At 70.2% G+C, this 25,027-nt stretch carries 25 protein-coding genes; 14 read left to right on the top strand and 11 right to left on the bottom strand.

Translation table 11 applies throughout. From position 1 onward, the window contains the following. The first annotated feature begins 6 nt into the window (after window positions 1–6). From ABD810_RS24915 to ABD810_RS24925, 3 genes are all read left to right on the top strand, one after another. On the top strand, window positions 7–396 hold the full coding sequence (locus ABD810_RS24915) for an ArsR/SmtB family transcription factor (protein ID WP_344945098.1): 390 nt from the start codon (window positions 7–9) through the stop codon (window positions 394–396). Window positions 397–453: 57 nt separating this feature from the next. Then, entirely contained in the window at window positions 454–831 is a 378-nt protein-coding gene (locus ABD810_RS24920; protein WP_344945100.1) for a VOC family protein, read from the top strand. A 358-nt stretch (window positions 832–1,189) separates the two neighbouring features. Then, window positions 1,190–2,032 carry a sensor histidine kinase gene (locus ABD810_RS24925; protein ID WP_344945103.1) on the top strand — a complete coding sequence of 281 codons (843 nt, stop codon included), beginning with the start codon at window positions 1,190–1,192 and terminating at the stop codon, window positions 2,030–2,032. A gap of 206 nt (window positions 2,033–2,238) precedes the next feature. Here ABD810_RS24925 and ABD810_RS24930 read toward each other — a convergent pair whose 3' ends face one another. After that, the gene (locus ABD810_RS24930; RefSeq protein ID WP_344945106.1) at window positions 2,239–3,003 is read right to left on the bottom strand and encodes an acVLRF1 family peptidyl-tRNA hydrolase; all 765 of its coding nucleotides are present in this window, start codon (window positions 3,001–3,003) and stop codon (window positions 2,239–2,241) included. A 235-nt stretch (window positions 3,004–3,238) separates the two neighbouring features. Continuing rightward, entirely contained in the window at window positions 3,239–3,754 is a 516-nt protein-coding gene (locus tag ABD810_RS24935) for an ATP-binding protein (RefSeq protein ID WP_344945109.1), read from the bottom strand. A gap of 218 nt (window positions 3,755–3,972) precedes the next feature. Between ABD810_RS24935 and ABD810_RS24940 the strand changes: the two genes are divergently transcribed. The 3 genes from ABD810_RS24940 (at window position 3,973) to ABD810_RS24950 (ending at window position 6,300) form a co-directional block, all read left to right on the top strand. Then, window positions 3,973–4,800, top strand: coding sequence for a helix-turn-helix domain-containing protein (locus ABD810_RS24940; RefSeq protein WP_344945111.1), 828 nt, complete (start codon window positions 3,973–3,975; stop codon window positions 4,798–4,800). Continuing rightward, window positions 4,791–5,000, top strand: coding sequence for a DUF397 domain-containing protein (locus tag ABD810_RS24945; RefSeq protein ID WP_344945114.1), 210 nt, complete (start codon window positions 4,791–4,793; stop codon window positions 4,998–5,000). The genes ABD810_RS24940 and ABD810_RS24945 overlap by 10 nt, the downstream gene beginning before the upstream one ends. A 349-nt stretch (window positions 5,001–5,349) precedes the next feature. Beyond that, window positions 5,350–6,300: an alpha/beta hydrolase gene (locus ABD810_RS24950; RefSeq protein ID WP_344945117.1), complete on the top strand. Its 951-nt coding sequence runs from the start codon at window positions 5,350–5,352 to the stop codon at window positions 6,298–6,300. A 794-nt stretch (window positions 6,301–7,094) separates the two neighbouring features. Here ABD810_RS24950 and ABD810_RS24955 read toward each other — a convergent pair. Next, the gene (locus tag ABD810_RS24955) at window positions 7,095–7,697 is read right to left on the bottom strand and encodes a TetR/AcrR family transcriptional regulator (protein WP_344945120.1); all 603 of its coding nucleotides are present in this window, start codon (window positions 7,695–7,697) and stop codon (window positions 7,095–7,097) included. A gap of 82 nt (window positions 7,698–7,779) precedes the next feature. Here ABD810_RS24955 and ABD810_RS24960 point away from each other — a divergent pair, with 82 nt between their 5' ends. Both ABD810_RS24960 and ABD810_RS24965 read left to right on the top strand, forming a co-directional pair. Further along, window positions 7,780–8,778, top strand: a complete 999-nt coding sequence (locus tag ABD810_RS24960) for an SDR family NAD(P)-dependent oxidoreductase (RefSeq protein ID WP_344945123.1) — start codon at window positions 7,780–7,782, stop codon at window positions 8,776–8,778. 337 nt (window positions 8,779–9,115) lie between these two features. Next, window positions 9,116–9,739: a CAP domain-containing protein gene (locus tag ABD810_RS24965; RefSeq protein ID WP_344945126.1), complete on the top strand. Its 624-nt coding sequence runs from the start codon at window positions 9,116–9,118 to the stop codon at window positions 9,737–9,739. Between the two features lie 99 nt (window positions 9,740–9,838). On the opposite strand, the gene ABD810_RS24970 is transcribed toward ABD810_RS24965, so the two are convergent. Beyond that, window positions 9,839–10,162, bottom strand: a complete 324-nt coding sequence (locus ABD810_RS24970) for a hypothetical protein (protein WP_344945129.1) — start codon at window positions 10,160–10,162, stop codon at window positions 9,839–9,841. A 149-nt stretch (window positions 10,163–10,311) separates the two neighbouring features. Here ABD810_RS24970 and ABD810_RS24975 point away from each other — a divergent pair, with 149 nt between their 5' ends. After that, a complete protein-coding gene (locus ABD810_RS24975; RefSeq protein ID WP_425566954.1) occupies window positions 10,312–10,743 on the top strand; it encodes a DUF5753 domain-containing protein in 432 nt (143 codons plus the stop codon). Window positions 10,744–10,790: 47 nt separating this feature from the next. Continuing rightward, window positions 10,791–11,147 (top strand): hypothetical protein, encoded by a 357-nt coding sequence (locus ABD810_RS24980; protein WP_344945428.1) that lies wholly within the window; start codon window positions 10,791–10,793, stop codon window positions 11,145–11,147. Here the strand turns inward: ABD810_RS24980 and ABD810_RS24985 are convergent. Further along, window positions 11,066–14,050 (bottom strand): AfsR/SARP family transcriptional regulator, encoded by a 2,985-nt coding sequence (locus tag ABD810_RS24985; protein ID WP_344945133.1) that lies wholly within the window; start codon window positions 14,048–14,050, stop codon window positions 11,066–11,068. The two genes, ABD810_RS24980 and ABD810_RS24985, sit on opposite strands and share 82 nt — an antisense overlap. Window positions 14,051–14,198: 148 nt before the next feature. Between ABD810_RS24985 and ABD810_RS24990 the strand changes: the two genes are divergently transcribed. Beyond that, entirely contained in the window at window positions 14,199–14,615 is a 417-nt protein-coding gene (locus tag ABD810_RS24990; protein WP_344945136.1) for a hypothetical protein, read from the top strand. A gap of 192 nt (window positions 14,616–14,807) precedes the next feature. Here ABD810_RS24990 and ABD810_RS24995 read toward each other — a convergent pair whose 3' ends face one another. Next, window positions 14,808–15,044: a helix-turn-helix domain-containing protein gene (locus tag ABD810_RS24995; RefSeq protein ID WP_344945139.1), complete on the bottom strand. Its 237-nt coding sequence runs from the start codon at window positions 15,042–15,044 to the stop codon at window positions 14,808–14,810. A gap of 121 nt (window positions 15,045–15,165) precedes the next feature. Between ABD810_RS24995 and ABD810_RS25000 the strand changes: the two genes are divergently transcribed. Beyond that, window positions 15,166–16,065 carry a hypothetical protein gene (locus tag ABD810_RS25000; RefSeq protein ID WP_344945142.1) on the top strand — a complete coding sequence of 300 codons (900 nt, stop codon included), beginning with the start codon at window positions 15,166–15,168 and terminating at the stop codon, window positions 16,063–16,065. Window positions 16,066–16,431: 366 nt separating this feature from the next. Beyond that, window positions 16,432–17,295 (top strand): M48 family metalloprotease, encoded by an 864-nt coding sequence (locus ABD810_RS25005; protein WP_344945144.1) that lies wholly within the window; start codon window positions 16,432–16,434, stop codon window positions 17,293–17,295. Window positions 17,296–17,308: 13 nt separating this feature from the next. On the opposite strand, the gene hisG is transcribed toward ABD810_RS25005, so the two are convergent. The 4 genes from hisG to ABD810_RS25025 all read right to left on the bottom strand — a co-directional run bounded on the left by hisG (window position 17,309) and on the right by ABD810_RS25025 (window position 22,031). After that, the gene (hisG, locus tag ABD810_RS25010; RefSeq protein ID WP_344945146.1) at window positions 17,309–18,154 is read right to left on the bottom strand and encodes an ATP phosphoribosyltransferase; all 846 of its coding nucleotides are present in this window, start codon (window positions 18,152–18,154) and stop codon (window positions 17,309–17,311) included. A 66-nt stretch (window positions 18,155–18,220) separates the two neighbouring features. Next, a complete protein-coding gene (locus ABD810_RS25015; RefSeq protein WP_344945149.1) occupies window positions 18,221–18,484 on the bottom strand; it encodes a phosphoribosyl-ATP diphosphatase in 264 nt (87 codons plus the stop codon). Window positions 18,485–18,648: 164 nt separating this feature from the next. Further along, window positions 18,649–19,587: an ROK family protein gene (locus ABD810_RS25020; RefSeq protein ID WP_344945152.1), complete on the bottom strand. Its 939-nt coding sequence runs from the start codon at window positions 19,585–19,587 to the stop codon at window positions 18,649–18,651. Then, complete coding sequence (locus ABD810_RS25025) at window positions 19,584–22,031, bottom strand: glycoside hydrolase family 2 protein (RefSeq protein ID WP_425566949.1); 2,448 nt, start codon at window positions 22,029–22,031, stop codon at window positions 19,584–19,586. The genes ABD810_RS25020 and ABD810_RS25025 overlap by 4 nt, the downstream gene beginning before the upstream one ends. A 249-nt stretch (window positions 22,032–22,280) precedes the next feature. Here ABD810_RS25025 and ABD810_RS25030 point away from each other — a divergent pair, with 249 nt between their 5' ends. Further along, window positions 22,281–23,303 (top strand): LacI family DNA-binding transcriptional regulator, encoded by a 1,023-nt coding sequence (locus ABD810_RS25030; RefSeq protein ID WP_344945154.1) that lies wholly within the window; start codon window positions 22,281–22,283, stop codon window positions 23,301–23,303. Between the two features lie 99 nt (window positions 23,304–23,402). Here ABD810_RS25030 and ABD810_RS25035 read toward each other — a convergent pair whose 3' ends face one another. Beyond that, on the bottom strand, window positions 23,403–25,025 hold the full coding sequence (locus ABD810_RS25035) for a DEAD/DEAH box helicase (protein WP_344945157.1): 1,623 nt from the start codon (window positions 25,023–25,025) through the stop codon (window positions 23,403–23,405). Window positions 25,026–25,027: the final 2 nt, after the last annotated feature.

The raw sequence follows: 25,027 nt of genomic DNA on the forward strand, positions 1-25,027 counted from the left end.
GCTCCCATGAGCGGAAAGTCCGGGCGTCCCCGGCTGCGGAACGACCGGCCCGACGCCTTCGCGGCGCTCGCCGACCTGACGCGCCGCCACCTGCTGGAGAAGCTGACGGCGGGCGAGCGCTCGGTCTCCGAGCTCATGGCCGATCTGGCCGTCACCCAGGCGGCCGTCTCGCAACACCTCAAGGTGCTGCGAGACGCGGGGCTGGTCGAGGTGAGACCCGAGGGAAGGCACCGGCTCTACCGGCTGCGGCCCGAGGGCCTGGCCGAGCCACGCGAGTGGCTGACAGACCTTGAGCGCTTCTGGAAGGAGCGCCTCAAGAGCCTGAGGGACGTGCTCGACGAGACCGAGATCGAAACCGGATCCGAGCACGAACCCGAAGCGGCACCGCCCGCCTGACCCATACGGGCGGCGCGCCCGGCACCCGGCCGTCCGCCTCAATCGAAAGGAAATCCCATGGCACTGCGATCGATCAGCATCGTCTCCATCCCCGTCTCCGACCAGGACCGGGCCGCCGAGTTCTACGAGCACAAACTGGGGTTCACCCTGGTCGCCGACAACCCGATGGGCGACCAGCGCTGGGTTCAGCTCGCGCCGCCCGGAGGCGGCGCCACGATCACGCTCGTCACCTGGTTCCCCGCCATGCCCCCCGGCGGCGTCCGCGGCCTGGTCATCGAGTGCGACGAGGTGGCCGAGACCCTGGAACGGTTCCGTGCCCAGGGCGTCACCGTCCACCAGGACGGCGTCGAGAAGGCTCCGTGGGGCACCTTCTTCACCTTCGAAGACCCCGACGGCAACGGCTGGGTGGCCCAGGAGTCCGCGTTTCCGGCCTGAGCCGTGAAAGCGGGCGGTCGAACCGCCGGCGGCGTGCGCGTGCCGCGCGGTCCCCGCCTGATCGCCGATGCCAATGCCGCAGGTCAGACCGGTGATGGAAGCGCTAAAGTTAAGACGTTGCAGCTACCGCTTACGCCCGTCCGGCACCTCGCGGAACGGGCGTGCTCTGATCGTCCGCGCGGCGTGACCATCCGGATGGCGATCCCGTCGACATCCCGCTATGAGCCAGGACACGGAGAACCTGATCCGGCTCGGACGGGAGGCATTTTTGAAGACGAAGAAGAGCCGGCCACGCACGCGGACCGGCGCCGGGTCGCCGCGTGCGAGACGCCATACGGGCCATGGGAGGGCATGGGACATGGTGGCGATCGCCACCGTCGTCCTGGCCGGCCGCAAGCTGCGCAGGAGGATCCTCCGGCGGATCGGAGACGTCTCCTACCGCCTCGCCGGGATCAACGAGATCGATGCCTACGACGAGATCGAGTCGGGGCGTGACCCGGCCGAGATCCTCCGGCTCATCCGGAACATCAACATCACCCTGGAGATCGTCGACCGGCAGCGGCAGTACGCCAACAACGTCTCCCACGAGCTCCGCAACCCCCTTTCCGGACTGCGGGTGGAGCTGGAGGAGGCCCAGCTCCACCCTGAGCAGACCGACATCCACCGCCTCGTCAAACAGGTGCTGCAAGGCATCGAGCGGCTCGAGGGCATCGTCGCCGACCTGCTGTTCCTGGGCCGGATCGGCAGCCAGAGCGAGGGCCGCGAAGTGCTCGACCTGGGCGAGATCGCGCGGCAGGAAGTCCTCGGGCGTGACGGGAAGATCCCTATCAGGTGTGCGATCGACCCCGGCGTGATGACCTGCGCCGTACGCGCCCAGATCAGCAGGCTCCTGACGAACCTGCTGGACAACGCCCAGCGTTACGCCGAGCATTTCGTGGACGTCGAGGTCCACCGGCGCGGAGACATGGCGGAACTGGCGGTGTCGGACGACGGCGAGGGGATCCCCGAGAAGGACCGCGAACGGGTCTTCGAAAGGTTCACCCGGCTGGGCACCTCCGCCAAGCGTGACGGCCCCGGCACCGGTCTCGGCCTGGCGATCGCGCGGGACGTCGCCAAGACCCACTCCGGGACCATCCACGTGGAGCCCTCCGCGACCGGCGGCGCCCGCTTCGTCTTCCAGATCCCCATATCCAGCTGCTGACGGCCACTACTCCCACAAGGCCCTGGACCACGAGAACGACCCGTCCTGCACCACACCCAACGAGGCCCCGGACCACGAGATCACCAGTCCTGCACCCACACCCAACGAGGCCCTGGACCGCGGAATCACCAGTCCTGCGCCCACACCCAACGAGGCCCTGGACCGCGGAATCACCCGTCGTGCGCCCCACGCCTCACGGGTGCGCGTCACGCCTCCGGGTCCACCACGCGGATCCGGACGGCGCGGAACTGCTTGGGCGTCTCCTGGAGCACGGCCAGTCGGGGGTCGGGCACGTCCAGGAACGGACCGCTCTCCAGGGCGAACAGCGCGCTCAACCTGCGATCCTCGCGCAGCGCGTCGATCGCCCTGCGGTCTCCCCCGAAGACGACCGCGTCCAGGGTCCCGGCCTGGGGCACGAGCACTCGTACGGCCACGTCGGCGGCGGCACGCGACGCCTCGCCGGCCTGCTTCTCCCTGCGGCGCGCGAAGCGGTGCTGGGACCATCCGCCTGCCGCGCTGCGCCCGTGGACGAGCCGGGAGCCCACCTTGGAAGAGACCAGCCGCCCACCCTCGAAGATCCCCGCCGCGTGTCCGCCCAGCCGTACCAGGAACACCCCGACCCGCCGGTCCTTCCCCGCATGGACGACGAGCGCCCGAAGAAGATCGCCGGAAGCCGAACTCGGCTCCACCTCTGAGACCGCCCCCGACCCGGCACCGGAAACCGCGTCCGGCTTCCCGCCAGAGACCGCTTCCGCCTCCGTACCAGAGACCGCTTCCAGCACTGTGAGCGGGGGGAAAGGCACGTGGCATTCGGCCACGGCACCGTCCTCGGCGCGCAGCCGTACGACGTCGGCGTCCAGCACCGCCTCGGCGGCGCCGTGCCGTTCGGCGAACCCGCGCAGCCAGCCTTCCAACCGCTCGGGAGCGACCGGCACCCATCGGCCCCCGCCTGCGGCCGGTCGTGACGTCATGACCCGGGACAGTACCCGACCCGCCACCGGCCAAGACGCCATCACCCGACCCCGCGACGCCATCACCCGACCCACCACCGGCCATAACGCCATCACCCCAGCCCGCGACGGGCCATGACGCCATCACCAGATCCACCACGGGCCATAACGTCGTCTCCACGGGGCGGGCAGCCCTGGGTACCCCGATCGAACGGGTGCCGGGAGGGCCTCCACACCCACCAGCCCGCTCAAACCTTCAACTTTCAAACCACCGCCCAGCCTGTCCACACGGATCACGTGGAGGTCGACTCTTACACCACCCCGCTGTCTCACCAGTCGGCGGATCTTCCAAAGCGCACCAGACGATCTTGCCGCCGGTCACCGGTAGGCGATAGCCCCAGCTGTATGCCAGTGCGTCCACGAGCTGCAGGCCGCGTCCGCTCTCGTCGTCAACAGCAGGCTCCCTCAACACCGGAGGCTTTCTGCCGGCGTCCCACACCTCCAGCACCACCAACCCGGTGGCCCGGTGGAGGTCCATCCAGATGTAATCAGGAATGCCACACCGTGCCGCTGATTCAAGGGATGAGCCGATATCCCTCGTCGCCTTGACGGCGTTCGTCACCAGTTCCGAGGTGATGAGTTCGGCGGTGTCGGTCAGCTCTCGGCACCCCCATGCCAGGAGCACCCGCCTGACGTGTTGACGCGCATAGAACGCGGCATCCGGCCGGGCTGAAATCTCGACGTACTGCTCCCGCATTCTGACACCGGCCATCAACCGCCTCCGTTACACGCAACCGTTTCGATCTCACAGGCATCGAGCAGGTCTCATTTCGCGACCGTGCTCATCAGTGGCCCGCCGGATACCGATTCACCCCACCATCCTGTACACGGTCGGCTACTTTGGGTATTCGATTAAGCCCACGGAAAGGCACTCTCGGAGTGGGACCTCGGTGGGTCTGTCGGATGTCATTCAGGCGGCGAGGAGATCAGATGGGCAAAATGGTCGACATCGACCCTGAGGAATCCCCGGCGGCGCGGTTCGCGTACGAGCTTCGCCGCAACCGGCTCGCCGCGGGGCTGACCCAGGGGCAGATCGGCCGGAGGATCGGATTCTCCGAGAGCATGATCGGCATGGTCGAGACGCTGAAACGCGACCCCACCGAAGGTTTCGCCCGGCTGTGTGACCAGGCCTTCGGCTTGGACGGCGTCATGCTCGGGCTTTATCTGGAGGCCTGGCCCCCTCCCCCGCCGGTCCCGGAGCACTTCCGCGACTGGGCGGCCGAAGAATTGCGAGCCACCACACTTCGGCTGTGGGATCCCCTCCTGATCCCCGGCCTGTTCCAGACCGAGGCGTATGCGCGACTAATCTTCGAGGACGAGCCGGGGATCTCTGCGGAACAAATCGATCAACGCATCATGGGCCGCATGCAACGCAAAAGAGTACTGTCCCGTGACGACCCACCCATGATCTGGGCGCTCATTGACGAGGGTGTCCTTCACCGCCCCATCGGAAGCCCCAAGGTTATGCGAGAGCAACTCGAATGCTTGGTGGAGTTGTCTCAGCGCCCGAGAATCACGATCCAGATAGTTCCGTACGGCTCCAGGGCGTCTGCGGGACTGCTCGGCGCCTTCGGGATAGCAGAAGTCCGCGGTACCGCTTATACCGTATATGTGGAGACTCAACCTCGGGGACGGACCATCGATGATCGCACAGTGATCATTCAGCTCCTCACTCGATACGACATCATCCGGGGTGAGGCCCACTCCCAATCCTTGTCCGTTGACCTGATCGAGAAAGCGGTACGGAGATGGATCTGAGTAAGGCCAAGTGGCGCAAGTCGAGCATGTCCGGCGGAGACGGCGGCATGTGCGTCGAGGTGGCGACCAACCTGCCGGACGTCGTCGCCGTACGCGACTCCAAAGACCCCGGCGGCCCCGCCCTCATCCTCACCCGCGGCAACTGGACCGCCTTCCTCGACAGCATGCGAAACGAAGCCCGACCCACCCGACCCGACTGAGTCCACCGACCTGACCCGGCGGAGCCTGCCGACCCGACCCGACCCGGTAGGCCCTGACCTGGGCGGGTAGCCCCGGGTGCCCCGATCAAACGGGCGCCGGGAGGGCCAACACGGCTACACCAGGCTGGTAGCGGCCCTGCGGGGCCTCGACCTCGCCGAGGCTGGTCAGCGCGGTGGCCTCGCCCCCGCGTTGGGGTTCGCGGCGACATGTCCAGGGACGTGGACGGCTGTTTCGCCTGACCGGTGAATCAGGGTGCGGCCAGGGCTGTACCCGATGCCAGGCATGACGGTGGCGGTCGACGCTGTTCCCATGACTCGCTTACTGAGACCCCGTGGCGGCCGGAGGACAGTGTCGATCCTCCTCGCCGTCCTGCTGGCGCTCTGCGCCACCGCCGGGCTCGGGTCGGCAGCGCTCGCCGCACCCACCCGCGCGCACGTCGTCGACGAGCAGCCGGTACGGTCCCGCGTCGTCGACCTGACCATCGACTCGCCCGCCCTCGGGACGACCGCGAAGGTACGGCTCCTCACCCCGGACGGCTGGCAGAAGCGCGGCCCCCGTGACCGCTGGCCGGTGCTCTACCTGCTGCACGGCCTCGGCGACTCGCACGAGACCTGGACCCGTGACAGCGACGTCGAACGGCTCGCCGAGCTACGCGACGTCCTGGTCGTGATGCCGGAGGCCGGATTCGCCGGCTACTACACGAACTGGTGGAACGACGGGGCGTACGGGCCACCGGCATGGGAGACGTTCCACCTGACCGAGATGCGCCGCATTCTCGAACGCGACTACGGCGCAGGAACGCGGCGGGTCGTCGCGGGCCTGTCCATGGGCGGCTACGGGGCTGTGGTCTACGCCGCTCGGCATCCCGGCCTGTTCCGGGCGGTGGCCAGCTACAGCGGGCCCGTGCACCTGCTGCATCCCGAGCACGTGGGCAGGTGGCGCGAGGCGTTCAAGGAGGCGCCGGAGTACCGCGGCCTCTGGGGCGATCCCGTCGCCCAGCGCGCGATCTGGGAACGCCACGACCCGTACGTGCTGGCTCGGCGGCTGCGGCCCGTTCCGGTGTTCCTGAGCTGTGGTGACGGGCGTCCCGGCCCGCTGGACAAGGCCGGAGCCGAGGCTGACGAAACTGAGGCGTTCCTGAACGTGCTGAACCTCTCACTGGCCAGGCGGTTGGAGCGGGTCGGGGTGCGGGTGTCCACCGACTTCTACGGGCGGGGCACGCATTCGCCGGCGTACTGGGAGCGGGAGCTCCATCGGTCGCTGCCCATGCTGCTGAGCGCGTTGCGGCCGGTCAGATAGCTCAAGAGGGCCGGAAATCGGGTGCCGGGAGCTCGCCCGGCCGCAGCCCCTGCTCGACCATCGTCGTCCTCACGAGCAGGAGCCCAACCCGAACACCGAGAACTCCTCGCCACCAACCCGGAACACGCGGAATCGGTCATGCGCTTGCTTGCCAGGACTGCTCCACCCGACGCGACCTCGGCGACCGAGCACCAGGCCGGCCCAACGCACGCCGCCGATCCCGAGCCACCCGCAACAACTCCACCGAATTCACCCGACCCCCGACTGTCCCCGCCGACGTGCGCCGCGGCGCGTACGGCGGCGATGAGTCGGCCTGGGTCGCTGATCCTGGCGATCAGGCGATCACTCTGACAGGCGAGGTGACCTTGCCTGTCGCGGCACTAGGGCCTGTGTCGAAAGTGGATCTTGGGGGTGAGATCGGCAACTAGGGGTCCCGGTAGTGACCGCTGCGAAAACAACGGAAATGCCGGTCAGAGCTGGCGAAGGCCCTTCCAGGGCGAGCCCCTTGAAGGGCCCCTGACCTGCATATCTGTTGGAATTTCGCCGATACTACTGGAACCCCAAGTTCTCGGCCTGGATGTCAGCGACCTCGTGCTGGAGGCCAGGCGCGGCAGCGTACGCCGCAAGGGAGGCGCCACCGACTGGATCTTGTGGCAGTCTGGCGCCGCCCGGCTGCTACCACGCCTGCTCGCCGGCCGCACCCGAAGCCCCGTCTTCCTCACCGACCGGCGTCCCGCCCCCGCCTGTAGCCCTGCCACGGCCGACCTCACTAAATCCCTCCGGGATGGGCGGGGTCAGGAGACGGATTGCGCCACCAAGGCCATGGCCTGCCGCATGGCGTTGCGTACCTCGTTGGGTCCGTCGCCGCGCTCCAGCGCGGTCAGTGCGGATGCGCTGATCGCGCCCACCATCGCGCCGACCAGGGCGGAGGCGGTGATCGTGTCGAGTCTGTCGGGGAATGCCCGCTGCAGCGCCTGGGCCAGTTCGGTCTGCGCGGTGAGGTAACGCTGCAGCAGCCGGGCCTGCAGCGCCGGCACCGAGGCCGCCAGCCGTGCGCGAAGTGCCGCGAGCCCGCTGGGGAGGTCGCTGTCCCAGGTGTTGGCGATCATCTGGTCCATCGCCCGCACCAACACCTCGGGCAGCCGTTCCCCGGCGCGGCGCTCGGCGATCGCCTGCAGCGCCAGATCGACGCGCACGTCGGCATTGGCCAGGAGTACATCCTCCTTGGCCTGGAAGTGGAGGAAGAAGGTGCGGGGGGACACCTCCGCGGCGTCGGCGATCTCGGCCACGGTCACATGGTCGTAGCCCTTGTCCTCGAACAGGCGCACCGCCGCCTCGATCAGTGCCTGCCGGGTGCGCAGCTTCTTGCGCTCCCGCAGTCCGTGTTTTTCCACCACGCAGGGCAGCTTAGTTCATCTTCCAAATTGATGCATACTATGAATCGCTACATAGACTGTAGTCAATGGAAGGTGATCATCCATGGGAAGTCTGGACCGACGCGTCGTCCTCATCACCGGAGCAGGGCGCGGCATCGGGCGGGAAGAGGCGCTGTTCTTCGCCGCCGAAGGCGCCAAGGTCGTCGTCAACGACCCCGGCGTCGCCATCGACGGCACGGGCGGAGACGCCGGCGTGGCCGCGAAGGTCGTCGAAGAGATCACTGCCCGCGGCGGACAGGCCGTGGCCAACACCGACAGCGTCGCCGACTGGGACGGCGCCCGCCGCATGGTGGAGACGGCCCTGGAGTCCTTCGGCGACCTGCATGTAGTGGTCAACAACGCGACCATCGAACGGAACATGGGCCTGACCGACCTGTCGGAGGAGGACTTCGACGACGTCGTGGCCGTCAAGCTGAAGGGCGCCTTCGCGGTGACGCACTGGGCGGCCCGCCACTGGCGCGACCGGTATCAGGCAGGGGCCCACGCCGACCGCGCCGTGGTCAACACCTCCTCCGGCTCCGGGCTGCTCAACCCGCTGCCCGCGCAGGTCCCCTACGCCGCGGGCAACGCCGGCGTCGCGGCGGTGACCACCGTGGCCGCCCTCGAACTCGGCCGATACGGCGTGCGGGTCAACTGCATCTCGCCCTCAATGGTCCGCACCCGCCTCACTCTCGCCGTTCCAGGCATGAGCCAGGAACCGCCGGCGGGCCGGTTCGACCCACTGCACCCAGCCGCCAGCGCGCCTGTTGCCGCCTACCTGGCCGGCGCAACCTGCCCGCTCACCGGCCAGGTGCTATCGGTGCGGGGCGGAACGGTCGCGGTCAACCACGGCTGGTCCCTCGGTGGCCACATCCACAAAGACGGGCTGTGGAGCGTGGAGGAACTGGCCGAGAAGGTGAAGGAGTTGCCGATGGACGACCCGTTCGACAAGCTCGCCCAGGCCCTGACCGGCGCACTCGGCACCATCGGACGCGACCAACTACAGGAGATGATCAACGCCCTGCTTGACCAGGGAGTCCACTCAGACGCGGCCTCCGCATGACGCGATGAACCACATCCCGGACCGCGTGCTCAGTCACGCGGTCCGGCACGGACGGCGCTCGGCCCCAACGGTCACGGGGCCTCAAATGACACCCGTCGCCCGATGAGCCTGCACGAAGGACAAACGACGGGCCTACGAGCCCGGCTTGGCCCCGCTCACCGACTGCCCGCAACGCTACTTTGTGGCTGGTCGACGCCCAGGCCGGCATCAGCCTCGCCCAGGTGTGGGGCGGCGGTGCTGCTGCGAGTGAGTAGGGGGCTACTCATGCCCTTGGCCGGGAGCTGCCATATCACTGGAGGAGCGGCGAGGGTGTCATCCTCACTCGAAGGAGATAACGGTGAAGCAGAGCAGTCGCTTACTCGAAGTCGCCGCGGTCGCCGGCGTCCTCACCCTGAGCCTCCAGGCCATGGGCGCACCGGCGAACGCGTCGGTCGGCGTCGCGCCCGGGTGCGCGGCCGCGTCGGCCTACTATGACACCGCTCCCGCGAGCGCCAACATCGCGATGCTGCGCAATGCCGTCCACTGCCTCATCGACACCGAGCGGGCCGCGGTGGGGCTGCCCGCGCTCACGCGCAAGAGCGCGCTGGACGCCGCGGCGTCCGCCCACGCCGGCGCCGCCGCGAGCCTGAAGTGGTGGAGCCCGGGGGCGGATTCGCACACCAACCCGCAGACCGGTTCGACGCCGTGGAGCCGGATCACCGGAGCGGGCTACTGCCCGAACCCCGTATCTTGGGCCTACGCGGAGACCACCTACACCGGGTGGGGGACCGGATACGGCACCCCGAGGGCCGCCGTCCACTGGTGGGTGCACGTCAGCACATACGGCCACCGCCAAATCGTGCTGAGCCCGACGCTGACCGATTTGGGCGTCGGCGTCGCGGTGGGAGCGGCGAACCCGGCTGGGGCAAGCGGGACCGGCGGCGGCACCTACGTCGTTGACTTCGGACGCTGCCAGCAGTGATGCGGTGCCCGGCATTGATGCTCGGACGGCGCCGCGGTGACCGGTCCGCGGTCACCCATCGGTGGCGGCCGCGCACGGCGAGGAGCGCGATGTCGTCGATCACGTCGTGCAGCATCGGGCGAGGACCTCGTCGCAGAAGCACGGCAGCAGCTGCCCGGCGAGCGAGGCCGCGTACCGGCGCAGCCGGTACGCGGCCATTCCCAGGGTGAAACCGGGTCCCTCGACCAGGCCGTCGGTGGAGAGCAGGACGGTGGCCCGTGACGGGATCCGCATGCGGCCGTCGGGCCGGTCGGTACGCAGGCCGGTGCCGAGCATCACCGAGATCGACACCGCGCTCACCGACCTGTGGGGAGCGAGCGCGCCGGCGACCTGGAACCGCAACCGCGCCGCCATCGCCTCCTGGCTGATCTGGTGCCAGACCAAGAAACACTGGCCCGCCCCGTCGGTCCCGGCCGACGCCGAACGCCGCAAAGGAAACGCCGACGAGACCCACGCGGTCGCCAAGACCCCATCCACCGGCTGCTGTTACGCCGCGACATCTCGCTCCTGGAGCACCGTAGTGCGCCCCCGGGATCACTCCTGAAGAGATCGAGCAGCGTGTGACCGGCCGAATGCTGCGTAAGAGGGCCCTGTCTCGTGATGACGGGCCAATGGTCTGGTCCGTCATCGACGAAGGGGTGCTGCACAGGCCGATTGGAAGCCCTCAGATCGTACGCGAGCAACTGGAATACCTGACGGAGGTGGCACGCCATCCCAAGGTTGCTGTGCAGATTGTTCCGTACGGCGCCAAAGCCGGCGCGGGGCTACTGGGAGCGTTCGGTATAGCGGAAATGCGAGGTATCCCATATACGGTATATGTGGAGGGCCAGCCGCACGGACGCACGATAAGCGATCGAGGTTTGATCGCGAAGCTCGTCACCCGATATGACACCATCCGGGGCGAGGCCCACTCCCAGCCCTTGTCCCTGAAGGTGATCGAGGAAGCGATACGCATATGGATCTGAGCCAGGCCAGATGGCGCACGTCCAGTCGATCCGAAGACGACGGTGGCATGTGCGTCGAGGTGGCGACCAACCTGCCCGACGTCATCGCCGTACGCGACTCCAAGAACCCGGCGGCCCCGCCCTCATCCTCACCCGCGGCAACTGGACCGCCTTCCTCGACAGCATGCGAACAGAAGCCCGACCCACCTGACCCGACCCGGCGCAGCCTACCGACCCGACCCACCCGACCCGATCCGGTAGGTCCTGACCTGGGCGGGTGGCCACGGGTGCCCCGATCAAACGGGTGCCGGGAGGGCCTCCACACTCGACCGGCGCGGTGGCCTCAAGCGGAGGGCGGGTTCGTGTCCAGGGTGTCGAGGCGGGTGCGGATGTCGTCGGCGGCAGGGACGCCGAGTTCGGTGTAGGCGCTCAAAGCCTGCCGCCAGTGCGACCGGGCCGAGGCCAGGTCGTCCAGGGCGTGGTAGGCGTGGCCGAGGCCGTCGTGGGCGCGGGCCTCCTCGTCGCGCTCGCCGATGTCGATCGCCAGGTTGAGCGCGGCCGTGTGCCGTTCGACGGCGTCGGCGGGGGCGCCGCCATGGCTGCGGGCGTCGCCGAGGCCGTTGAGCGCGCACGCCTCGCCGTAGCGCTCGCCGATCTCGCGGAAGATGTCCAGGGCCCGCAGGAAGTGCTCAGCGGCCCGCTCGTAGCGGCCCAGCCGGGCCTCGACCTCGCCGAGGTTGGTCAGCGCGGTGGCCTCGCCCCCGCGGTGGCCGAGCTCACGGAACAGTTCGAGGGCGCGCAGGTTGTGGGTGGCGGCCGGCTCGTCGCGGCCGAGCAGGACGAACACCGCGCCGAGGTTGGCCAGCGTGTTGGCCTCTCCGACCTGGTCGCCGAGTTCGCGGAAGAGGGCCAGGGCCCGGGTGTGGTCGTCGAAGGCGCGGCCGGGGAACCCCATCCGCGAGTGGAGGATGCCGAGGTTGCCCACGGTACGGGCCTCGCCCACCTGGTCGCCGATCTTCCTGAAGAGGTCCAGCGCCCTCTGCAGATGGCCCGCTGCCTGCTCATAGTCGCCGAGCTGCCAGTGAACGACGCCGAGGTTGGCCACGGCGCCGGCTTCACCGGCGAGGTCCCCGGCCTGCTGGGCGGCGTGGCGGGCGTGGGTGTGGGCGGTCAGCGCGTCGGCGAAGTGGCCGCCGTTGTCCAGGTAGGCGTAGAGGGTGGCGGCAAGCCGGACGGCGTGGCCGGGCAGGCCGTGCCCGGCGGCGTGGGCGCACACGGCCAGCAGCGCGGGCCTTTCGCTTTCCAGCCAGACTCGTGCGCTCGCCGTGTCGGCGACGCCGGGCGCGGGCGAGGCCGGCGGGGCGACGCGGGGACGGCGGTGCCGCTCGGCGGGGTAGAGCGTGTCCATGGCGGTGGCCGCGGTGGCGAGGTAGTGGTCGAACAGGCGGGTCAGCGCCGCGCGCCTTTCGTGCTCGTCGTCGTGCTCGGTGACCAGCCATCCGGCGTAGGCGCGTAACAGGTCGTGCATGTCGTACCGGCCGGCCGCCGCGGGGTGGACGAGGTGGGCGCGGGCGAGCAGGTCGAGGGCGCGGCGGGCGTGCTGGAGGCTCTGGCCGGTGAGGGCGGCGACGGCGTAGGAATCGAGGCCGGGTCCGGGGTGCAGGCTCAGCAGCCGGAACGCCCGGGCGGCGTCGGCGGGCAGCCGCTGGTAGGACCAGGAGAACACCGCACGCACCGCCGCTCGTGGATCTCCTCCGGCGTCGAGGTGGTCGAGCCTGCGCTGCTGGTCGGCCAGCTCGCCGGCCAGCTCCGCCAGCGAGGCGGCGGGCCGGGCGGCGGCCAGCTCGGCGACCAGCCGCAGCGCCAGCGGCAGCCGCGCGCACTGGCCGGCGAGGAGGGCGGCGGCCTCCGGCTCGGCCTCCACCCGGTCGCCGATGAGCGTGCGCAGCAGGGCGATCGCCTCGGGAGGGGGAAGCAGGTCGAGGTCGATCCGCTGGGCGCCGTGCAGGGCGACCAGACCGGCCAGGGAGTCGCGGCTGGTGACGACCACGACGCAGGTCGGCGAGCCGGGCAGCAGCGGACGGGCCTGCTCCACCGAGGAGGCGTTGTCCAGGACGACCAGCATGCGCCGTCCGCTGACCGCGCTGCGGTACCGGGCCGCCCGCTGGCCGATGTCCAGCGGGATGTCCTGCCCTGACATGCCGAGGGCGGACAGGAAGTCGGCCAGCGCGTCGGCCGCGGTCATCGGCTGCTGGGGGTCGTAGCCGCGCAGGTTCACGTAGAGCTGGCCGTCGGGGAACCGATCGCACACCCGGTGCGCCCACCGTACGGCGAGCGCGGTCTTGCCCACCCCGGCCGTGCCCGACAGCGCGGAGATGATCACGGAGGTGGGGTGGTGGGCGGTCTCGGCGAGGACCGCGTCGAGGCGGGCGAGTTCGTGGGCGCGTCCGGCGAAGCCGCGCACGTCCAGGGGCAGCATGGCCGGGACGGCCCGCGCCGGAGCGGACTCCTGCGGGTTCGGCTGGTTCAACGGGCTCGCCGGGCTCGCCGGGCTCGCCGGGCTCGGCTGGCTCGGCTGGTGGAGGTCGCCGCGGAGGATGGCCTGGTGCACTCTCTGCAGCTCGGCCCCCGGTTCGGTGCCGAGCTCCCCGGCCAGCCGCTTGCGCATGGCCGCGTAGCAGTCGAGCGCCTCGGCGGCGCTTCCCGACGCGTACAAGGCGCGCATCAGCGCCGCGACGAGCGGCTCCACCAGGGGATACTCGGCCACCAGGTCGCGCAGCCGGGCGGTGACGGTGCTGTGCTCGCCCGTCTGGAGCTCCGCGTCCGCCCAGGCGACGACCACGTCGAGACGCTGCCGTTTCCAGCCTTCGCGTACCCGTGCCGCCCACTCCCCCGTGATCCCGGCCAGGGGCTCGCCCCGCCACAGCGCCAGCGCCTCGCGCAGCAGGTCCAGCCGTTCCGCACCGTGTATTCCGGCGTTCCTGGCCCGCTCCGCCAGCCGCCGGAACCGGTGCAGGTCGACGCGTTCCGGTTCGGCCTCCAGCACGTATCCCCCCGCCCGGCGCGCCAGGGTGACCCGATCGTCCGCGCCGGAGGCGACCCGCTCCAGCATCCGGCGGATCCGCGTGAGATGGGCCTGCAACGCCCGCCGGGCCCCGTCCGGGAAGCCCTCCCCCCACACCCGCTCGATCAGTACCTCGACCGGCACCGGACGGCCGGCGTCCACGGCCAGCGCGGCGAGCACGCTACGGCGTTGCGGCGGCCCGACGTCCACCACACCTGCGCCCGTGATCACTTCCACCGGACCCAATAGCCGGAATTCCGTCACCTTGCCACCCCCGAGCTGGACTGACCCGTTTCCCCGTACGAATCACCGCCCACGACAACATATTGACAACATTTCCACCTATTCGTCAGCCCGAGAGTGAAAGAGAGCAGATCTGCCGACCAGTCATCAACGGGGAATAGGACAAAGGATGAAGAAAAGGCTGATAACCGCTCTCGGGATCGTCGGCGTGAGCCTCCCGATCCTGCTCACCACCCCCCCGGCGCACGCGGGGGCACTGGACGGGGACGTCACCAACCGGCTGTCTTCCAGCTACACCGTCAAGATCGCGACCTTCTCCGGCTCCAACCTGAACGAATCGTGCTCCGTGGACGGCGGCGCGACGTACAGATGCCGGACCTACTGGCTTCCGTCAGGACGGTCCGACGACCAGATCAACGGAACGAACTGGGACACCGACGCAGTAATGGTGGAACAGAGGTACAAGGTCGAGCGGTGGGGCGGCACCAGCAGCCATTGGGTGCCCGCGTTCAAGTGGACCAAGTTCTCCAGCATCGAGAACGCGACCTGCTTCTACGACGGCGCCCCCATCTGCGACATCGAGTAGACGTGGCGCTCGGCCGGGTCTCTCCCGCCCGGCCGAGCGTTGACGGGGGCACGGCCTCGGGGGCCCGGCGGTGCCTTCAGTCCCGGCCTCGGGGGCCCGGCGGTGCCTTCAGTCACGGACGCGGGGGCCCGGCGGTGCCTTCAGTCCCGGACACTCGCGGCTGGGGGCACCGAAGGACGCCTGTGCCGGCGGTCAGAGCCGGCCCTGGGCGTGGGCCCGCTGGACCGCCTCGATGCGGTTGCGGGCGTGGGTCTTCTGGATGGCCGTAGAGAGGTAGTCGCGGACGGTGCCCTCCGACAGGTGCAGGCGCAGGGCGATGTCACCGATCGTGGAGCCGTCGGCGGCTACGGCAAGGACGTCCCGCTCACGCTGGGACAGCGGGTTCGGTCCGGCGCTCAGCGCGGCGGCGGCGAGCGCCGGATCGATCACCCGCTCCCCGGCCAGGACGCGCCTGCCGGCGTACGGCGAGGCGCCCGCGGTCGGTTAGGCCAGGGCGAGCCCAGACCCTGGGTCTGGGCTCGTTGGACGGCTTTTCTCTGCGGTTGCGGGTGTGGGTCTTCTGGATGGCGGTGGACAGGTAGTCGCGAACGGCGCCCTCGGACAGGTGGAAGCGCGACGCGATGTCGCCGATGGTGGAGCCGTCGGCGGCGGCGAGGACGTCGCGCACGCGGACGGACAGCGGGTTCGGGCCGGCGCTGAGGGCGGCGGCCAGGCCGGGATCGAACACCCGCTCGCCGGCGAGCCGTCATCAGGAACGCCGCTTCCGACTCCCGGATTCCCGCAGGGAAGGCGCTATCCGGTCCGGTCCGGATTGCAGTTTTGTGACCGAGAGCCCGCATGGCGAGCGGAGTCACGAAAAGACACGGTGCCCGGCCGATCAATGATCGGCCGGGCACCAGGAAGCATGAGATCGCCGGTGATGACAACCGTTTCATCCTCACCCTACGCTGCCCGGCCGAGAAGAAAGCGCGCGGTCGATGCCGCCGACCATAAAGAAGGATCAAATCGAGGATTCACACCGTCGAGTCAGCTGGAGGAGAGAATGGTACGAAGCCTCAAAGCCTGGACCGTTGTGGCCGTCGTGGCGATATTCGCGGCGGTCGGGCTCAACACCGCACCGGCCTACGCCGATTCCGTAAGCTACTTCGATATCAGTGGGCCCTCCGGCTACACGATGGGCTCCATCACGTGGCACGACTACCGATCTGTCACGCTTCAGGGCAAGATGTGCGACCACCTCGGTTACGGCAGCACGGCACGGTTCGACTTCTACCTGGCGAACGAAGTTTATTACGACAAAGAAACTCGCACAGCCGACTACGAGTGCATACCATTCCACTGGACCCAGCAAGGGCCAAAGGGGGGTATACAGCAGGTCAACATACGCGTATGCGAGGTCGGCGGCGCGTGTGGATCTACGTCTATATTCTATAGATGGCTTGGCGAGTGATGCTGATCTGGTCGGCGACATAAGCGACTTGTGACAGAACCACTCAGCCATCGCTCGGCCTGGTCGACGGATCACGCACGAGCAGCCCGCATGGCGAGCGGAGCTCATACCGGCAACGGTAGGAAACGCCGGGACGATCCTCAGTGCCGGCCGTCCGGCCTCGGCGATGACATTTGTCATCGGCCACCCCGCCCGTACGACGAGCCGGCCGCGATCCGTGAGGGCCGTGGAGCCCGAAACCGGGAACGATCGAGCAGAATGGCTGCAGGGGGAGCACGTTCGCGAATGCCTGCGCGGCTCCTCCGGCCGAGGCGCCCCCGGCGGGGGCAGGCCTTCCGGTCGCTGTGGCGGATGGAAGGAGTGGCAATGACCTCTCGCGCACCACACGGTCTGCTTCCTCGCATGATCGCGGCGATGGTCCTGCTCATGCTCGTCTACGCGATCCCCACCGGGGCGGCCCTCTGGGCCGGGGTACCCTGGCCGGCGATCATCGCCGTGGTGGTGCTCGTCGTCGCCGCCCAATGGTTCGGAACCGAATACCTCGCCCGCCGGGTCGCCCACGCACGACTGGCCGGCCCGGAAGCGCAGCCTCAACTGCATGCCGTGCTGGACCGCCTCTGCGCGCTGAACGACCTGCCGAAGCCGCGTGTGGCGATCAGCCATGACCGGGCGCCCAACGCTTTCACGGTCGGCCGCTCCCACCGGCACACGACGATCATCGTGACGGCCGGCCTGCTGGACGCCCTGGAGCCGGACGAGTTGACGGCCGCGATGGCGCACGAGATCGCGCACATCCGCCATCGGGATGTGGCCGTCATGACACTGGCCAGCTCGCTCGCCATCTTCATGGCCTGGATCGGGCGCGGGACCGGCGCGGTCGCGAGGAGTGCGCCGGGCGCGTTCTTCGAGGCACCGATGCTGGGCGCGGCGGTACTGGTGGGAGGGGCCGCCGCGGGCCTGCTCAGCGCCCTCGCGCATCTGCCCCTGCGGGCGCTCAGCCGATACCGGGAGATCGCGGCCGACCACGACGCCGCCGAGCAGCTCGGACAGCCCGCGCTGCTCGCCGCCACACTCCTCAAGGTGAGCGACCGTAAGGGGATCCCGAAGACCGACCTGCGGGCCGCGGGGGTGCCCGCGATGGGCCTGGTGGCCGCCAGACCGGCCAGGTTCGCCTGGTGGTCGACACACCCGCCGATCACCAAGCGCGTCGACCGGCTCACCAAGACCTAGCGCGGAACGGCGCTCAGATGCGGCAGGCGAAGATGGCGGTCGCGAGGACGGCCTTGGCGCCGATGTCGTAGAGCTGGTCCATGATCTGCTGGTGGCCCTTGCGGGGGACCATGGCGCGGACGGCGACCCAGCCCTCGCGGTGCAGCGGGGAGACGGTGGGACCCTCCATACCCGGCGTGATCGAGATGGCTTCGTCGATGCGCTCGGCCCGGATGTCGTAGTCGATCATGACGTAGTCGCGGGCCACGAGCACGCCCTGCAGCCGCCGGACCAGCTGCGTGACGCCGACGGTCTCCTCGGCCCCCACCTGCTTGATCAGAGCCGCCTGGGAGTGGGCGATCGGCTCGCCGAAGACCTCCAGCCCGACGTTGCGCAGCGTGGTGCCGGTCTCCACGACGTCGGCCACGGCGTCGGCCACGCCCAGGCGGATCGCCGTCTCGACCGCGCCGTCGAGCTTCATCACCCTGGCCTCGACGCCCATCTCGGCGAGGTACTTGCCGAGCAGCCCGGCGTAGGAGGTGGCGATGCGCATGCCCGCCAAATCCTTGACCGAGGAGAACGCGCCGGGCCTGGCCGCGAAGTGGAAGGTGGAGACGCCGAACCCCAGCGGCATGATCTCCTCGGCGGGGGCGCCGGAGTCGAAGAGCATGTCGAGGCCGGTGATGCCGGCGTCCAGCGTGCCCTCGCCGACGTAGACGGCGATGTCGCGGGGCCGCAGGAAGAACAGCTCGCAGGAGTTGTCGGGGTCGATGACCACGAGCTCCTTGGAGTCCTTGCGGACGCGGTAGCCCGCTTCCTTGAGAATGGTCTGGGCGGCCTCGGTGAGGATGCCCTTGTTCGGTACGGCGAGGCGGAGCATGGCTTGGGTGAATCCTTCGGATCGGAGAGGACGAGGCCGGTCGGTGAAGGCCGGAAGGAGCCCGGCCTAAAGATGCTTGTAGACCTCGTCGAGCCCGATGCCTCGGGCGATCATGAGAACCTGCACGTGGTAGAGGAGCTGGGAGATCTCCTCGGCCGCCCGGTCGGTGGATTCGTACTCGGCCGCCATCCAGCTCTCGGCGGCCTCCTCCACGACCTTCTTGCCGATGGCATGGACGCCGGCGTCCAGGGCCGCGACGGTGCCCGACCCGGCGGGCCGGGTGCTCGCCTTCTCTGACAGCTCGGCGAACAGCTCTTCGAAGGTCTTCATGATCTCTCTCACGTCGGTGTGCCTGCCCGTCCAGAGTAGTCGGCCACGAGCGGAACACGTGCTAACCACCACATTCGCTCGATGACATCAGGCCTCCGGGCGTGTCCCGGCGTGATGGCGGGCCCTGAAAGGAATCCGGGGAGGTCCCGGAAGGAATCCCCCGGTCAGGGCGTTCCCCGGAGGACCAGCGCGGCGGCGCCGTACAGTCCCGCGTCGCGTCCGAGGGAGGTCGCCTCGACCCGCAGGCGGCGCAGGAAGGGCAGCCCGGCCCGCGCGGCGATCTCCTCGCGGAGCGGCGAGAGCAGGGTGGGTCCCGCCGCGGCGACGCCCCCGCCGATGACAACGTTGTCAAGATCGAAGAGGGCGGCCGCGGTGAGCACCGCCGTCGCCAGGGCCACGGCCGCGCGGCGGAAGGCCGCGACCGGCACCGGCACCCCCGCCCGCGCGTCCGCCGCCAGCGCGTCCGCGCCCGGGGCCTGCCAGGTGCTTCCCGCGCGCATCCCCCGGGCGGTGCAGGACCGGGATCTCCAGCCGTTCGCGAGCGCCCAGCGGACCATGCTGGGCCCGCTGGCGATCATCTCCACGCATCCCGCGCCGCCGCACGGGCAGGGCTCGCCGCCGGGCTCCACCGCGATGTGCCCGATGTGCCCGGCGTTGCCGGTGGGCCCGAGGTACGGCTCACCGTCGATCACCAGGCCGCCGCCGATCCCGGTGGAGACCACCATCCCGAGCATCGCGCCCGCCGGGCCGTACGGCCCCCGCCACCACTCGCCGAGCGCCATGCACTGGGCGTCGCCCGCCAGGCGCACCGGCACGCCGGGGACGGCGGTGCGCACCGTCTCCACCAGCGGGAATCCGCGCCACTGCGGGATGTTGACCGGACTGACCGTTCCGGCGCGCGGGTCCACGGGCCCGGCCGAGCCGATCCCCACGCCCGCGATCTCGGGCGCCCGCGCGGCGATCTTCGCCACCACCTCCAGCAACGCGCCCGTGGGGTCGCCCCTCAGCGGTACCTCGACCCCGGTGAGCGGCGAGCCGTCGTCCCGGACGGCCGCTCCGGCGATCTTGGTACCGCCGATGTCGAGGGCGAGGGCGACCCTCATCGCGCGGCCTCGTTGACGCAGCGCAGCACCGGATGGCGGGTGAGCGCGGCCGGGTCCAGCTCGCCGGGAGCGCGTACGAGGAAGGTCGCGGTGGCGCCGGGGAGCAGCGTGACCAGCATGTCGTCGACCTCGGCGGCCGGGTCGAGCCGGTCGGGGAACAGCGCGAGGTCGCGCACCAGCGTGCGCGCGGTCACGGTGACCCGCACGCCGCCCGGCACAGGTTCGGCCGCCACGTCGAACTCGGCCTCGGGGAACGCCACCTGCGGGTCCTCGGCGAAGAACCGCAGGGCGGCCTCCTCGCCGAGACGCGCCGTCAGGACCTCACTCGTTGGGTCGCCGGCCGTCGCGAGCGTCGCCGGGAACCGCACGGGCAGGGTGCCGCGCGCGGGAACCGTCACCTGGAAGGCGCCCTTGGCCAGGGGCTCCCCGGTCAGCGCGAGCCGGGTCACCGACAGCTCGCCGGTCCACTCCGCGTCGCGGTCGTTGACCAGCACCACCCCTCCGTCCTGGAAGGTGATCAGCCGGTCGGCGTAGACGCGGCGCAGCGCGTACCAGAGGGGCTTGCGGCGGGCGTCGCCGTCGATCGCAGCCCACGAGACCACCGGCCAGCAGTCGTTGAGCTGCCACATGATGGTCCCCATGCAGTACGGCGCGAGCGACCGGAAGCGCTCGATGCCGAAGGTCATGGCACGCGCCTGGTTGAGCTGGGTCCAGTAGTGCCAGTCGTCGAACGTCTCGGGCGCCGGGAGATGGTCGCCGAGACCGCGCAGCAGCTTGGCGTTGCCCTCGATGGCCTTCTGGTGGTGCCGCACGCCGGGCGAGTCGGGGGTCAGCGGGTCGTCGCCGAGCGCGCGGCGCAGCGTGGCGTAGGCGGGCGGCCCTTGGAAGCCGAACTCCGCGACGAACCGCGGCCTGTACTCCCCATACCGCAGGTAGTCCTCGCGGTTCCACACGTCCCAGATGTGGACGGTGCCGCGGGAGGGGTCGTTGGGGGGCAGGTCCGGGGCGCCGGAGTAGGGGCTGCCCGCCCAGTAGGGCCGCGCCGGGTCGAGGTCGGCGACCAGGCGCGGCAGCAGGTCGTAGTAGAACCCGGCGCCCCACGTCCGCCCGTCGAGCTTCTCCCGCCAGCCCCAGTCGGCGAAGCCCTCGACGTTCTCGTTGTTGCCGTTCCACAGCACCAGGCTCGGATGGGGAGCGAGGCGCACAATGTTGTCCCGGGCCTCCGCCTCGACCTCGGAGGCGAACGGCTCCTCCTCGGGGTAGGCCGCGCAGGCGAACGGGAAGTCCTGCCAGACCATCAGCCCGAGCCGGTCGCACCGGTCGTAGAACTCCGTGCTCTCGTACAGGCCGCCGCCCCAGATCCGCAGCAGGTTCAGGTTGGCCTCACACGCCTGGCCGAGCCGCTGGGCCAGGCGCTCGGGGGTGATCCGTGTGGGGAAGCAGTCGTCGGGGATCCAGTTGGCGCCCTTGACGAAGACGGGCACGTCGTTGACGACGATCGCGAAGGCGTCGTCGGCCCGGTCGAGCCGGAGCGAGCGGAACCCGATGTCCCTGGTCCAGGTGTCCCGGTTCTCCCCCGTGTCCTGCTCCGGGGCCTCCGGGCCGAGGCCGACCGTCAGCGGGTACATCGGCTGCTCGCCGTACCCGCGGGGCCACCACAGGCCGGGCTCGGGCACGCTCAGCTCCAGGACGGCCGCGCGCTCGCCCGGCGCGAGCCGCGCCTCGGCGGTGACGCCCGCCACCGACGCGGTCACCACGAGGGGGGCCGCCGGCCGGCCGCCGGCCGCGCGCTCCACGGTGACGTGCGCCTGGACGCGGCCGTCGCGTCCGTCCAGCGTGACCACGGGGCGCACGGACGCCAGGCGGGCGCCGCTCCAGGAGTGCAGGCCGATCCGCCGCCAGATGCCCGAGGTGACCAGGGTGGGCCCCCAGTCCCAGCCGAAGTTGCAGGCCATCTTGCGGATGAACTGGTAGGGCTCGTCATAGGATCCCGGGCGGTCGCCGAGCTCGGCCCGCCGCTCATCGATGTAGGAGTACGGCGAGCCGAACCTGACCTGAAGGCTGTTCTCGCCCTCACGCAGCAGGTGGCGCACGGGGAAGCGGTAGGACCGGTGCATGTTCGCCGTCGAGGCCACCTCGGCGCCGTTGAGGACCACGGTGGCCACGGTGTCCAGGCCATCGCAGACCAGGTCGATCTCGTCGTCCCCGCCGGAGCCGTCGCCGGACGCGTGCCAGGTGAAGGAGGTCGCGTAGGACCAGGTGGTACGGCCGATCCAGGTGAGCCGGTTCTCGTTGTCGTCCAGGTAGGGATCGTCGATGAGACCGGCCGCGAGCAGGTCGGTGTGCACGCAGCCGGGGACGGTGGCCGGGATGCCGGCGATGTCCACCTCGTCCGATACGGCGGTCAGGGTCCAGCCGTCGTGCAGCGGACGGTACATGCTCAAGTTTCCTCCTGTTGCGGAGATGGAGGCACGCTGAACCGGATAAGTATCGCGAAACTACGGCGCGTATGACAGAGGTGTCAACGGCGCATGGACGTCATGCTCCGGCATTCATCGGCACGGCCGTCCCGTCGAGGTCGATCCTGCGCTCCCCGGCAAAGGAGAGTGGTCCTGGTCATTACCGCAGCATGGGGCCGTAGTAAGGTACGGACAGCCGCGCTTAGTGTAGACCGGTTCAGCGAGGGGGCCCCTATGAAGCGACCGACCATCGCTGACATCGCTAAGCAGGCGGGTGTCTCCAAGGGGGCGGTCTCCTACGCTCTCAACGGCCAGCCCGGGGTGTCGGCGTCCACACGGGCGCGGATCCTGGCCATCGCGGACGAGATCGGCTGGCGCCCCAACAGCGCCGCCCGCGCCCTGAACGGCGCCCGCGCCGACACCGTGGGGCTGGCCCTGTGCCGTCCCGCCCGCTTCCTCGGCGTGGAGCCCTTCTTCATGGAGCTGATCAGCGGCATCGAGGGCGAGCTGTCCCCACGATCGTACGCGCTGATGATCCAGGTGGTCACCGACCACGACGAGGAGATGGCGGTCTATCGCCGCTGGTGGGGCGAGGGACGCATCGACGGCGCGATCATGGTCGACCTGCACTTCGCCGACTCCCGCGTGGCGGAGCTGGAGGCGCTCGGCATGCCGGTCGTCGTGCTCGGCGACCCCTCCAAGTCGGGCTCGCTGATCCCGGTCTGGTCCGACGAGGCGGTGCCCGTCCGCGAGACCGTCGAGTACCTCACGGCGCTCGGCCACCGCCGCATCGCCCGGGTCGCGGGACTTCCCAAGCTGCTGCACACCGTGCTGCGCGACAAGGCGTTCGACGTGGCCTGCGAGCGGCTCGGGGTGTCGGAGTCGGTGACCGTGCACACCGACTACACCGGCGAGGAGGGGGCCCGCGCGACCCGAAGGCTGCTCAGCTCACCCTCCCGGCCCACCGCCGTGGTCTACGACAACGACATCATGGCCGTGGCCGGGCTGTCCGTCGCCCAGGAGATGCGCCTCGACGTGCCCGGGGACCTGTCGATCGTCGCCTGGGACGACTCCCCGCTGTCGCAGGTGGTCCGGCCGCCGCTGACGGCGCTGAGCCGCGACATCCCCGCGTACGGGGCGCACGCCGCCCAGCGCCTGCTCTCGCTGATCCAGGGCGAGCGCGTGACGGGGTTCGAGGACCACGCCGCCCGCCTCACCCCTCGTGGCAGCACCGCTCCTCCGCCCGTCCGATCCTGACGCGGGGAACACCGGCGCGGGGAACACGACGAGGCCCAGGGCGGTGTCATGCCGTCCTGGGCCTCGTCGATCAGTCAGCGGTCGATTTTACGGGGCCGGTCAGCGGCCGTAGCCGCGTCCGCCGGAGCGGTCGGGCGAGCCCGAGGCGGGCCGGCCGCCGCGGAAGCCGGAGCTCCGCGTTCCCGGAGCGCCGCGGAAGTCGCCACGGCTCTCGGGACGGCGCTCACCCTGGTAGCCGCCCTCGCGGCGCTCCGGGGCGGCACGACGCTCGCCGTCCTCGCGGGGACGGTCGTGGAACCGGCGCGGACGGCGCTCGCCGCCGCCGTGGCCGCCGCCTTCACGGCGCGGGCGCTTCGCCACCGGGGCGGACGGCTCCCACACGGGGATCTCCACGCCACTCGGCTGCTGGGCACCGGCCACCTCGGCCAGGCGCGGGTGACCCGGCGTGGCCTTGAGGCGGAACGGCTCGACGCCGGCCCGGCGGGTCATCGTCTCGGTGGAGCGGCGCTCGTTGGGAAGCACGAGGGTCATGACGGTGCCGCGCTCCCCGGCGCGGGCCGTACGGCCGCCACGGTGCAGGTAGCTCTTGTGGTCCATCGGCGGGTCGACGTGCAGCACCAGGCTGACGTCGTCCACGTGGATGCCGCGGGCGGCGACGTCGGTGCAGACCAGCACCTTGACGGTGCCCTCGCGGAACTCCGCGAGGATGCGGGTGCGCTGGTTCTGCCGCTTGCCGCCGTGGAGGCCGCCGGCGCGGACGCCGACCCGGGCGAGCTGCTTCACCAGGCGGTCGACACCGTGCTGGGTGCGCACGAACATGATCGTGCGGCCCTCACGGTTGGCGATCTCCGCGGTGACGGCGAACTTGTCGTCACGCGTGACCTGGAGCACGTGGTGCTCCATGGTGACGACCGAGGAGGTGGCCGGGGACAGCGAGTGCGTCACCGGGTCCTTGAGGAAGCGGCGGACCAGCTTGTCCACGTCACCGTCGAGGGTGGCCGAGAACAGCAGGCGCTGGCTGTCCGCGGGCGTCTGCTCGAGCAGCGCGCTGACGACGGGGAAGAAGCCGAGGTCGCACATGTGGTCGGCCTCGTCGATCACGGTGACCTTGACGTCCTGGAGCGAGCACTCACCCTGCTGGATGAGGTCGGTGAGCCGCCCGGGGGTGGCCACGACGATCTCGACGCCGCGACGCAGGGCCTCGATCTGCCTGCCCATCGACATGCCGCCGACGACGGTCTTCAGCCGCAGGGACAGCCCCCGGCCGAGCGGCTCGAGAGCGTCGGTCACCTGCATGGCGAGCTCGCGGGTGGGGACCAGGACGATGGCGAGCGGGCGGCGCGGGGCCGCCTTGGCGCCAGAGACGATCTTCATGGTGGGCAGGCCGAACGCCAGCGTCTTGCCCGAGCCGGTCTGGCCCCGGCCGAGCACGTGGCGGCCCGCGAGAATGTCGGGGATGGTGGCCCGCTGGATCGGGAACGGGCTGGCGATGCCCTGCCGCGCCAGTCCGGTCACCAGCGGCTTGGGGAGGCCCAGAAGGGTGAACTCCGAGGGCCCTGCGGGGATCTCCGCGGTCGCCTCTACGGAAGCACCGGCGGGTACCGCGGTCGCGGAACCCGTCTGGCCGGACACCGCCGGGTCCGGCAGCGCGGTCGGCGCCGCCTCATCGTGCCCGGCAGCCATCAGGATGTCGGCGGGCATGGCGGTGTTAATGCTGGTCACGT

Source organism: Sphaerisporangium flaviroseum (genome assembly GCF_039537005.1).
Taxonomy (GTDB): Bacteria; Actinomycetota; Actinomycetes; order Streptosporangiales; family Streptosporangiaceae; genus Sphaerisporangium; species Sphaerisporangium flaviroseum.

Coding starts and splice junctions, on each gene's coding strand:
- ABD810_RS24915 (WP_344945098.1), top strand. CDS start 7: ATGAGCGGAAAGTCCGGGCGTCCCCGGCTGCGGAACGACCGGCCCGAC.
- ABD810_RS24920 (WP_344945100.1), top strand. CDS start 454: ATGGCACTGCGATCGATCAGCATCGTCTCCATCCCCGTCTCCGACCAG.
- ABD810_RS24925 (WP_344945103.1), top strand. CDS start 1,190: ATGGTGGCGATCGCCACCGTCGTCCTGGCCGGCCGCAAGCTGCGCAGG.
- ABD810_RS24930 (WP_344945106.1), bottom strand. CDS start 3,003: ATGACGTCACGACCGGCCGCAGGCGGGGGCCGATGGGTGCCGGTCGCT.
- ABD810_RS24935 (WP_344945109.1), bottom strand. CDS start 3,754: ATGGCCGGTGTCAGAATGCGGGAGCAGTACGTCGAGATTTCAGCCCGG.
- ABD810_RS24940 (WP_344945111.1), top strand. CDS start 3,973: ATGGGCAAAATGGTCGACATCGACCCTGAGGAATCCCCGGCGGCGCGG.
- ABD810_RS24945 (WP_344945114.1), top strand. CDS start 4,791: ATGGATCTGAGTAAGGCCAAGTGGCGCAAGTCGAGCATGTCCGGCGGA.
- ABD810_RS24960 (WP_344945123.1), top strand. CDS start 7,780: ATGGGAAGTCTGGACCGACGCGTCGTCCTCATCACCGGAGCAGGGCGC.
- ABD810_RS24980 (WP_344945428.1), top strand. CDS start 10,791: ATGTGCGTCGAGGTGGCGACCAACCTGCCCGACGTCATCGCCGTACGC.
- ABD810_RS24990 (WP_344945136.1), top strand. CDS start 14,199: ATGAAGAAAAGGCTGATAACCGCTCTCGGGATCGTCGGCGTGAGCCTC.
- ABD810_RS25005 (WP_344945144.1), top strand. CDS start 16,432: ATGACCTCTCGCGCACCACACGGTCTGCTTCCTCGCATGATCGCGGCG.
- hisG (WP_344945146.1), bottom strand. CDS start 18,154: ATGCTCCGCCTCGCCGTACCGAACAAGGGCATCCTCACCGAGGCCGCC.
- ABD810_RS25015 (WP_344945149.1), bottom strand. CDS start 18,484: ATGAAGACCTTCGAAGAGCTGTTCGCCGAGCTGTCAGAGAAGGCGAGC.
- ABD810_RS25020 (WP_344945152.1), bottom strand. CDS start 19,587: ATGAGGGTCGCCCTCGCCCTCGACATCGGCGGTACCAAGATCGCCGGA.
- ABD810_RS25030 (WP_344945154.1), top strand. CDS start 22,281: ATGAAGCGACCGACCATCGCTGACATCGCTAAGCAGGCGGGTGTCTCC.